This window comes from Chitinophaga sp. (assembly GCF_036569185.1).
Classification (GTDB): domain Bacteria; phylum Bacteroidota; class Bacteroidia; order Chitinophagales; family Chitinophagaceae; genus Chitinophaga.
The window spans coordinates 1-8,972 of record NZ_DATCRD010000364.1 but is presented as its reverse complement, the minus strand read 5'-3'; the positions used below and the strand labels follow the sequence as shown (position 1 = coordinate 8,972).

Genomic DNA, 8,972 nt, shown 5'->3' with positions numbered 1-8,972 from the left:
CCGGGCGCTGGTAGATGAAACCCCGCAAAGGGCAAGAACCGCCATCACGGAGCTTTCCAACATCCTGCGGAGCTCTATGCAAACGGAGAAGGCGGAAACCGTGAGCCTGGAAAACGAATTGAATATAGTAAAGGATTACCTTGCATTGGAGCATATCCGTTTTGAAGAGCGTTTGAGTGTAAAGTATGAGATTGACCCGGATACGCTGGAACTGCAGGTGCCACCGATGATGTTGCAAACATTAGTGGAAAATGCCATTAAACATGGTATTTCCCGGATCATCAGGGGCGGTTCGGTATATATTCAGTCTTCCCTGAAAGGGATGCAGCATGTAATTACCATTGAGAATACCGGTCAGATTGTGGAAAACAGTATGAACGGGCACGGGTTTGGTTTACAAAGTACCCGGCAGCGGCTGGGCCTTTTGTTTGGAAGCAGGGCTTCCTTTGAAATCAGGAATAAAGATGAGCAAACGGTGGAGGCTACCGTAGTGATGCCTTTGCTCTGAATCACTTGTTATAAAACCGCTGTAGCCGGCTAAACTGGCTATAGCAATTATTTTTAAATCAATTAAATCATCAACCAAACTTCATATTGCCAATGAAAAAAGCATTGATAATAGATGATGAACGCCTGGCCAGGAGTGAACTGAAAAAATTACTGGCAGATCACCCGGAGATAGTGGTGGTAGGAGAAGCTGTGAACGCGAAGGATGGTATAGAAAAGATAGAAACGCTCCATCCCGACTTACTGTTCCTGGATATCCAGATGCCTGATAAAACGGGGTTTGACCTGTTGGCAGAACTGGAGAAAACGCCGCAGGTGATTTTCACTACTGCGTATGACGAGTATGCGCTGAAAGCCTTTGAGTACAATGCGCTGGACTACCTGCTGAAGCCGGTGGAACCCAAGCGGCTGGCTGATGCCATCCACAAACTGCATCAACAGGATGAGAAAGACCGTATAGCTGCAAACGGTGGTATCCGTTCGCTGCTGTCTGAAAACGACCAGGTATTTGTGAAAGATGGCGACAGGTGCTGGTTTGTAAAGTTGCAGGAGATCCGGCTGTTCGAAAGTGTGGGCAACTATGCCCGGGTATATTTCGAAACGAATAAGCCTTTGATCCTCAAATCATTGAATGCCTTGGAAGAAAGGCTCGACGAGCGTACTTTTTTCCGTGCAAACCGCAAACATATTGTAAACCTGCGGATGATCGAGAAGATTGACACTTACTTTAACGGCGGCCTGTTGCTGGAAATGCGCGGGGGTGAAAAAATTGAAGTAAGCCGCAGGCAGGCAGTAAAGTTCAAGGAAATGATGAGCCTGTAAGGTTTTGTACCGGTCTATAAAACGAATGACAGCAGAGCATCTGCTGTCATTCGTTTTATAGCTTGTGTTGTATTTTTTTATGCTTTCACGGGAACAGAATGCACTGCATCTGCCAGTTCCTTAATAAGGGAGAGATCTTTTTCGATAGCGTTGCCTACCACGAGGATATCGGCGCCTGCCTTACAATTCAGGTAAGCTTTTTCGGCATCCCTGATACCTCCTCCTACTATAATGGGGGCCTGTACCTGGCTGGCTACACGACTGATCATATTTTCCGTGATGGGGATACGGGCGCCGCTGCCTGCATCCATATAAATCACCTTCATACCAAGCATCTCACCAGCAATGGCAGTGCACATGGCTATATCCGCCTTGTCTGCCGGGATGGGGGTGGTATTGCTAATATATGATACGGTGGTAGGTGCTCCGCCGTCAATTACCATGTAACCGGTAGAAATCACCTCCAGCCCGCTTTTCTTCACAGCAGCTGCGGATACCACATGCTGGCCGATCAGTAATTCGGGGTTTCTGCCGGAAATTACAGACAGGTAAAGCAGGGCATCAGCATATTTTGATACCTGTGAAGGGCTTCCGGGAAATAGTACAACGGGAATGTTGCAGCTGGCTTTCAGCTGTTGCACGCAGTCGTCAAGATGATCGGAGATCACCAGACTACCTCCAAGGAAGATATAATCAACTTTGGCAGCCGTGCATTTATCTGCAATCTCTATGATCCCGGCAGGGGTTACCTTATCGGGATCAATTAAAACCGCGAATGCCTTTTCCTTTTTTGCCTTTCTTTCGATGAACGAAGTGTATATGTTATTGTACATCAATAGCGCATTGTTCCGGTTGTCGCAAATGTATAATATTTTTATTAATAACACACATTGCTAAATAAATATGCATTCAATTCATTTTCTATTCATGAAGTGAATGATAACTGCTGATTATGTGGCGCAACTGTAAAGATTTTGTTAATGGCAAATTTTAAGCCGGGTTTTCTCTGGCTTTATAACAAATGTACTGGCAAACTGTTTGACGCAATTATCCACAATCTGTGCAAAATAAATGCAGGGGGCCAGGCATTTTAAAATTAATTTTAGAGTACTCCGCATACTAACTCATTTATATCATCTAAGAAAAATTTACGGGCATGAAAAATCCAGTCAATAGTAAGAATGGGCTTACGTTTTCCCGCCATTTTACGAAAGAAGGTGTGAGTCCTTACGATCAGTTTGCGTATGAGCTCCGCTCCTCTGTGATCCGTAATCCTGGCGGCGACGTAGTATTTGAGATGAACAACGTGGAAGTGCCGGCTGCCTGGTCGCAGATCGCTACAGACATACTGGCGCAGAAGTATTTCCGCAAGGCCGGGGTGCCGCAGCCTGACGGGACTTCCGGCAGGGAAACCTCTGTGAAGCAGGTGGTGCACCGCATGGCCAACTGCTGGCGCGTTTGGGGGGAAAAGTATGGTTATTTCGCTTCTGCGGAAGATGCCCGGATATTTTATGAAGAGCTGAGCTATAGTATGCTCAACCAGTCATGTGTGCCTAATTCCCCCCAGTGGTTCAATACGGGCCTGTTTGAGAGCTATGGCATTAAAGGCAAGCCCCAGGGGCATTATTATGTAGAGCAGCATACCGGTAAGCTGGAAAAATCCACCTCCGCTTATGAGCGGCCTCAGCCACATGCCTGTTTTATATTAAGCGTAAACGACGACCTGGTGAATGAGGGAGGAATTATGGATTTGTGGATGCGGGAGGCACGGATCTTTAAATATGGTTCCGGCGTAGGTACTAATTTTTCGAATATCCGGGGAGATGGGGAAAAACTCAGTGGTGGAGGAACTTCCAGCGGGTTAATGAGCTTTCTGAAGATCGGGGACCGGGCAGCGGGTGCAATTAAATCGGGTGGCACTACAAGACGGGCCGCCAAGATGGTATGCCTGGATCTGGACCATCCTGAGATCATGGACTTTGTAAACTGGAAGGTAGAGGAAGAAAAGAAAGTGGCGGCATTGATTGCAGCAGGTTATTCTTCCGATTATGAGGGGGATGCGTATAAAACGGTGTCTGGTCAGAACTCCAATAACTCTGTAAGGGTGCCTAATTCTTTTTTCCGTACACTGGAGGCTGACGGCGAATGGGAGCTGAAGGCGAGGTCTACCGGCAAAACGACGAAAACGGTAAAGGCCAGGGAGCTCTGGGATCAGATCACTTATGCCGCCTGGCGTTGTGCAGATCCGGGCACCCAGTATGACACCACTATCAATGAATGGCATACCTGCCCCCAGGGTGGCCGTATAAACGCCTCCAATCCCTGCTCGGAATATATGTTCCTGGATAATACCGCCTGTAACCTTGCATCTGTAAATCTCCGTCGCTTTTTTGATGATGAAAGGAACCTGTTTGATGTGCCAGGGCTTGAATACACGGTGAGATTGTGGACCGTAGTACTTGAAATTTCTGTGCTGATGGCGCAGTTCCCTTCCAGGGAGGTGGCGCAGCTCAGTTATGAATACCGTACGCTGGGCCTGGGTTATGCCAACCTGGGCTCTATGCTGATGGTAAGCGGCATTGCTTACGACAGTGAAGAAGCGCGGGGCATATCAGGGGCTATATCGGCTATTATGACGGGGATCGCCTATAAAACCTCGGCAGAAATGGCCGCCCACCTGGGCGCTTTTCCCCGGTATGAGGAGAACCGGGAAGACATGTTGCGGGTGATGCGGAATCACCGGGCGGCCGCTTATGACGCCACCGATGCGTATGACGGGCTGGAAATAAAACCAAAGGGCATTGACGCGCGTTATTGTACGGACTATTTGCTGAAATCGGCCACCAAGGCCTGGGATGAGGCGGTAAAACTGGGTGAGCAATACGGTTACCGCAATGCGCAGGCCACAGTGATTGCTCCCACCGGTACCATTGGCCTGGTGATGGATTGCGATACCACGGGAGTGGAACCTGATTTTGCACTGGTGAAATTTAAAAAGCTTTCCGGCGGGGGCTACTTTAAGATCATTAACCAGTCGATCCCCACAGCCTTACAAAACCTGGGTTATTCTTCCCACGAAATAAAGGCGATCGTGGATTATGCAAAAGGGACCGGCAGTTTTGCCGGAGCGCCCTATATTAATCACCAGTCGCTGAGCGAGAAGGGGTTTATTGGTGAAGAGCTGAAAAAGCTGGACACTGCTGTTGCCTCTTCTTTTGATATATCATTTGTATTTAATGTTTATACGCTGGGGGAAGAATGTTTACAACGTTTAGGCTTCAAGGCGGAGGAGTATTACAGTCTTGAGTTCAGCCTGCTGCATGCCCTGGGATTTACAGATGAGCAGATAGAAGCGGCAAACGATTATGTGTGTGGTACTATGACCGTAGAGGGGGCGCCTTATTTAAAAGAGGCTCATTTGCCTGTATTTGACTGTGCCAATAAGTGTGGTAAGCATGGAGAGCGGTATATACATGCGCATGGGCATATCAGGATGATGGCGGCGGTACAGCCTTTTATTTCCGGGGCTATTTCCAAAACGATTAACCTGCCTAATGAGGCCACAGTTGAAGAAATTGCAGATGCCTACAAACTGAGCTGGGAACTTGGATTAAAAGCCTGTGCCTTGTACAGGGATGGCAGTAAGTTAAGCCAGCCATTAAGTAACAAGAGCGATAAAAAGAAGAAGGCAGAGGTGGCAGGCGAGCCGGTTGTAGTACAAAATCTACAACAGGCTACCATAGATGAGTTGTTGGAGGAAGTAAACAAGCGGATGCTGGCCAGCCGGGATACCACGCTTAAACGCCAGTTGTCGAGAATTGTGGAGCGGCAAAGTTTGCCATCCAAACGGGGTGGCTTTACACAAAAGGCGAACGTAGGGGGCCAGGTGATTTTTGTGCGCACAGGTGAGTATAATGATGGTACGCTGGGGGAAATATTTATAGACCTGGCAAAAGAAGGCTCTACTTTGCGGAGTTTGATGAACTGCTTTGCCATTGCGGTTTCCGTGGGATTGCAATATGGAGTTCCATTGGAGGAGTTTGTAGATAAGTTTGTGTTTACACGGTTTGAACCGGCGGGAATGGTGGATCATCCTAATATTAAATCGGCCACATCACTGATCGACTATATTTTCAGGGTGCTTGGATATGAGTACCTGGGACGTACCGACCTGGTTCATGTGCTTGATTCACCTGGAAATACCGGTGAAGAGGATGAAGAAGAAGATAAGGTACCATTTACCGGCAGGGTGAGCGATACCGGCCAAACTGCACCGCGTATTCCTAAACTGCAAGCCGCTGCTACATTTCAGCAGGAAGGAAGTACCCAGGATTACCTGAAAAGTATGCAAAGTGATGCGCCGGCATGCGCTACCTGCGGGCATATCACGGTACGTTCGGGAACCTGCTATAAATGTTTGAATTGCGGTACCAGCATGGGTTGCAGCTGATTGGTGTTGCAACTTCTTGTTAATGATATGTTATTTAGCCTCTAAAATTTCAAAGAAAAATAACATGCCCTTACCTTTGTATTCAAATAGGGTTTTCATAGGATAGTAACAAATTGAGGGCGCTTTTCTAGGCGCCCTTACTTTTTTTAAAAAAACACCTGTTTCTTTCTCTCTTTCCGGGCAATATTTTCAGTCCTTACTTTTCACTGATTTTTTTTCTATTTGATTTTTTTCTAAAAAGAGCGATTTTATTGCATCTTTTTAAATTTTGCCTCTAAATATTTTATTATTTCTAATATTTGATCTTGCACCTAAAACACGATATAATTTTATTATATTTGTTATTGTATTAATTTTTATTATGGTTACTGTCCTATGAAAAACCAAATATTCCTACACCGCATGATTCATCATGCACTGTAAATGACTCTCGAAAGCAATGGTTCATCCATTGCTTTTGTTTTTTCAGGGGTTTTTACGCATATTTTGGAATCTACTAGAAATCTCAAAATATAATTGTATTTTTAGACTCGAAAATTTGACGCCTTATGAAAAAGCTGTTGTTAATGCTGTTGGTAGTTTTGGCCGCAGCCGCATCAGCAAATGCCAGCACTGGTTTCAAAAACGGAGACAATAACGGTGATAAAAACGGAGACAACAACGACAACCGTAATAATGCCAAAAACACGAATAACGCCAAGCCTGTAAGGGTAGAAGAGTTTGTGTTAATGTTTCCCAGGGTAGAGACAACTGAGAAGGTTGATGAAGCAGAGTTGGAGAAAGCTATTGTGGATTTATACAAGTGGTATTTACAAAACGAAACCAAATTAAATACAAACGACTTCCTGAAAGGAAGTGGTAAGGAGCTGGCTTTTCCTTTTAAGGTTGATCCAAAAACCTTGCAACAATATTTTCTGTTCATCAAGAAAAACTTTCCCGGATTTGGCGAGGACGACCTGTCTAATGTAAAACGCAGCCGGAAGAATGCACCTGTTACTGTGCGTGATGAAATGGATAATCCTATGTCGATTTCTGTTAACAGATAAAATAGTTTTGCCAGGCGATAATGCATTTAGAGTTTAACTACGATAAGGGGGATGTGTTGCATGCATTGCGCTATCATTTTATGCGGAGAGGCGAGATCAAAGTCTTTCGCAACACGCTCATTATCTTATTACTAGCTACTTTAACGGGATATTTTTTCAGTGTGGTGACCACTGGCGCCCTTACCGGTATTGTTATCATGATACTGGTGCTTGGCTGGGTATTCTGGTACCTGTTACCTATTTCCATTTATAACAAGGCGGCTACTTTTAAAGACAGTATACATCTTAAGTATTCTGAGGAGGGGTTATTGATTACCACCCGTGGCAGTGATCATCCCCGGAATATCAGCTGGAATAATTTTTCCCGGGTAGTGGAAACTGAGAAGTTTTTCTTCCTCTACCGCGATAAAAAAACCTTCTTCCTCATTCCTACCAGTGCTTTCCAGACCGAGGAAGCCTACCGCAATTTCGCGGGAATACTCAAATCGAAGTTCAGTAATTACCGCTGATGCGGATTTTGTCTGACCCAGGATTACGCTGATTATAATGATTAGCTTGATATTTTAATTTTCCGGGAGATGGGAATAGATATTCCGTTTTTATTCCCAGGTATTCAGGGCCTATTGGTTACGGATTGATATTTTTGATATTCCGGATGATGGATACGGGTATTCCGTTTTTCATCTCACAAACAACATCCATGACCTGCCGGTATCACAGGTTGATATTCTGGAATACGCTGAAGTGCAGGATATGATTCATGGTTTTGGCCCCGGATGTAACCTGTACTAACTGGTTCATATAACCTATGTCTGCTTTGAGGTTGGCATTGAACTGGTATCCAAAGGCAACGAGGAAGCGGTTTTGATCGAACAGCAGGTTACTGATATCATTTCCCCACAGGTTCAGAAAGATCTCATCCTGCAAGGCCACATAAAACGGAGTGGCTGCTTTTTTATGAAGGATCGGGAGCTGCGTGCGATTGAAGTAGCGGGCGCGGTTGCCATATTTCCAGTTACCGATAGCATGCGGATTGCCCGGTGCTGATGGTTGTGAAACCCAGCGCTGTTCCAGCCTTACCCGGTGTGTCATATCCAGTTTTTTTGCTTTATGGATATACTGTTCGAAAATGCGGTGTTCCGGCAGCCAGGTATTGCTTGTATTGTTGTAGGTGGGAATAAAGGAATAGCCCAGTAAAATATGATCCTGTTTGTTGATGGAATATTGCAATCCTCCCCGCATGAGCAGTTGTCCTTTATTGCTGATGCCATCCCGTATACGTAACTGCACATCAAAAGGTATAGACCATTTGCTGTTAATTTTCATGGTGCCAAAATAGGTATACCAGTTCTGGTAAGCGTGCGTTGTTTCCTGTGCAGACACAAAATGTACAATAGCCAGCAGGGCCATTGTTAACAGTACTTTCCTCATAATTGCTAATATAGGTGGGGCTAAAGATAAATAAATCACTATAAAAAAAGAAAGCGCCTGCAGATGCAGGCGCCGGTAGATTGTTGTTTAGCTATAGTTGATTGTTGTATCAGAATTTATTGTACCACAGTTTGGTGCCTTTTTTATCGCCACCGATGGCCGAAGCTGCTTTTTCGTAGCTGGCCTTATTCTGTGTTTGTTCGGACTGCAGATAAGTTAACCGGTAGGGCACCATTGTTACGCTTGGATCCAGGGAACCGGATTTGGGAGCGATGAACAGTGGCTGGCCACCTGGTTTACTGAAATGCAGCCTGGTTCTTTCAAACCATGCCTGGAAACCTTGCGGATAAAGCGCTAACCATTTCTGGGTGCCTATCACATTTCTCCAGTCGGCCGCCACATAAGGCACTTTCGCGATATATGCTTCAATAGTAGCGTCTGTAATATCTGTATTGTTGGTAAGCTGGCGCCAGTAGTTGATAGAAGCCCTGATACCTTTTGCATAATGCGTAGCGGCATCGTCGCCTACGCTCATGCCCCTGGCAGCTGCTTCAGCGAGGATAAATTCCACTTCTGAGTAGGCCATCAGGATACCTGGCATAGTAGATTTATAGATCTGTGTACCAGGGAAGGAATAATGTCCTTCTGATAAGCGGTCGGGATCAGAGGCAGCAGAGCCGTATGTTAAGCCTTTAATAGTATCATCATCTTTAGAC

The 8,972-nt window shown here is 45.6% G+C and carries 8 protein-coding genes; 5 read left to right on the top strand and 3 right to left on the bottom strand.

The genetic code is table 11. The features are described 5' to 3' along the window. Window positions 1–508, top strand: a 508-nt coding sequence (locus tag VIM72_RS27740) for a sensor histidine kinase (protein ID WP_332006061.1), incomplete at its 5' end; no start/stop codon positions are given. Window positions 509–600: 92 nt separating this feature from the next. Beyond that, a complete protein-coding gene (locus tag VIM72_RS27735) occupies window positions 601–1,329 on the top strand; it encodes a LytR/AlgR family response regulator transcription factor (RefSeq protein ID WP_332006060.1) in 729 nt (242 codons plus the stop codon). Window positions 1,330–1,406: 77 nt separating this feature from the next. On the opposite strand, the gene VIM72_RS27730 is transcribed toward VIM72_RS27735, so the two are convergent. Beyond that, the gene (locus tag VIM72_RS27730) at window positions 1,407–2,162 is read right to left on the bottom strand and encodes a geranylgeranylglyceryl/heptaprenylglyceryl phosphate synthase (RefSeq protein WP_332006059.1); all 756 of its coding nucleotides are present in this window, start codon (window positions 2,160–2,162) and stop codon (window positions 1,407–1,409) included. 323 nt (window positions 2,163–2,485) lie between these two features. Between VIM72_RS27730 and VIM72_RS27725 the strand changes: the two genes are divergently transcribed. The 3 genes from VIM72_RS27725 (at window position 2,486) to VIM72_RS27715 (ending at window position 7,334) form a co-directional block, all read left to right on the top strand. Next, window positions 2,486–5,779, top strand: a complete 3,294-nt coding sequence (locus VIM72_RS27725) for a vitamin B12-dependent ribonucleotide reductase (RefSeq protein ID WP_332006058.1) — start codon at window positions 2,486–2,488, stop codon at window positions 5,777–5,779. Between the two features lie 548 nt (window positions 5,780–6,327). Then, on the top strand, window positions 6,328–6,825 hold the full coding sequence (locus VIM72_RS27720) for a hypothetical protein (RefSeq protein WP_142684159.1): 498 nt from the start codon (window positions 6,328–6,330) through the stop codon (window positions 6,823–6,825). A gap of 20 nt (window positions 6,826–6,845) precedes the next feature. Beyond that, entirely contained in the window at window positions 6,846–7,334 is a 489-nt protein-coding gene (locus VIM72_RS27715) for a YcxB family protein (RefSeq protein ID WP_142684158.1), read from the top strand. A gap of 205 nt (window positions 7,335–7,539) precedes the next feature. Here VIM72_RS27715 and VIM72_RS27710 read toward each other — a convergent pair whose 3' ends face one another. Both VIM72_RS27710 and VIM72_RS27705 read right to left on the bottom strand, forming a co-directional pair. Further along, window positions 7,540–8,256: a DUF2490 domain-containing protein gene (locus tag VIM72_RS27710; protein ID WP_332006057.1), complete on the bottom strand. Its 717-nt coding sequence runs from the start codon at window positions 8,254–8,256 to the stop codon at window positions 7,540–7,542. A gap of 109 nt (window positions 8,257–8,365) precedes the next feature. Further along, the coding region (locus VIM72_RS27705; protein ID WP_332006056.1) for a SusD/RagB family nutrient-binding outer membrane lipoprotein at window positions 8,366–8,972 on the bottom strand (607 nt) is incomplete at its 5' end.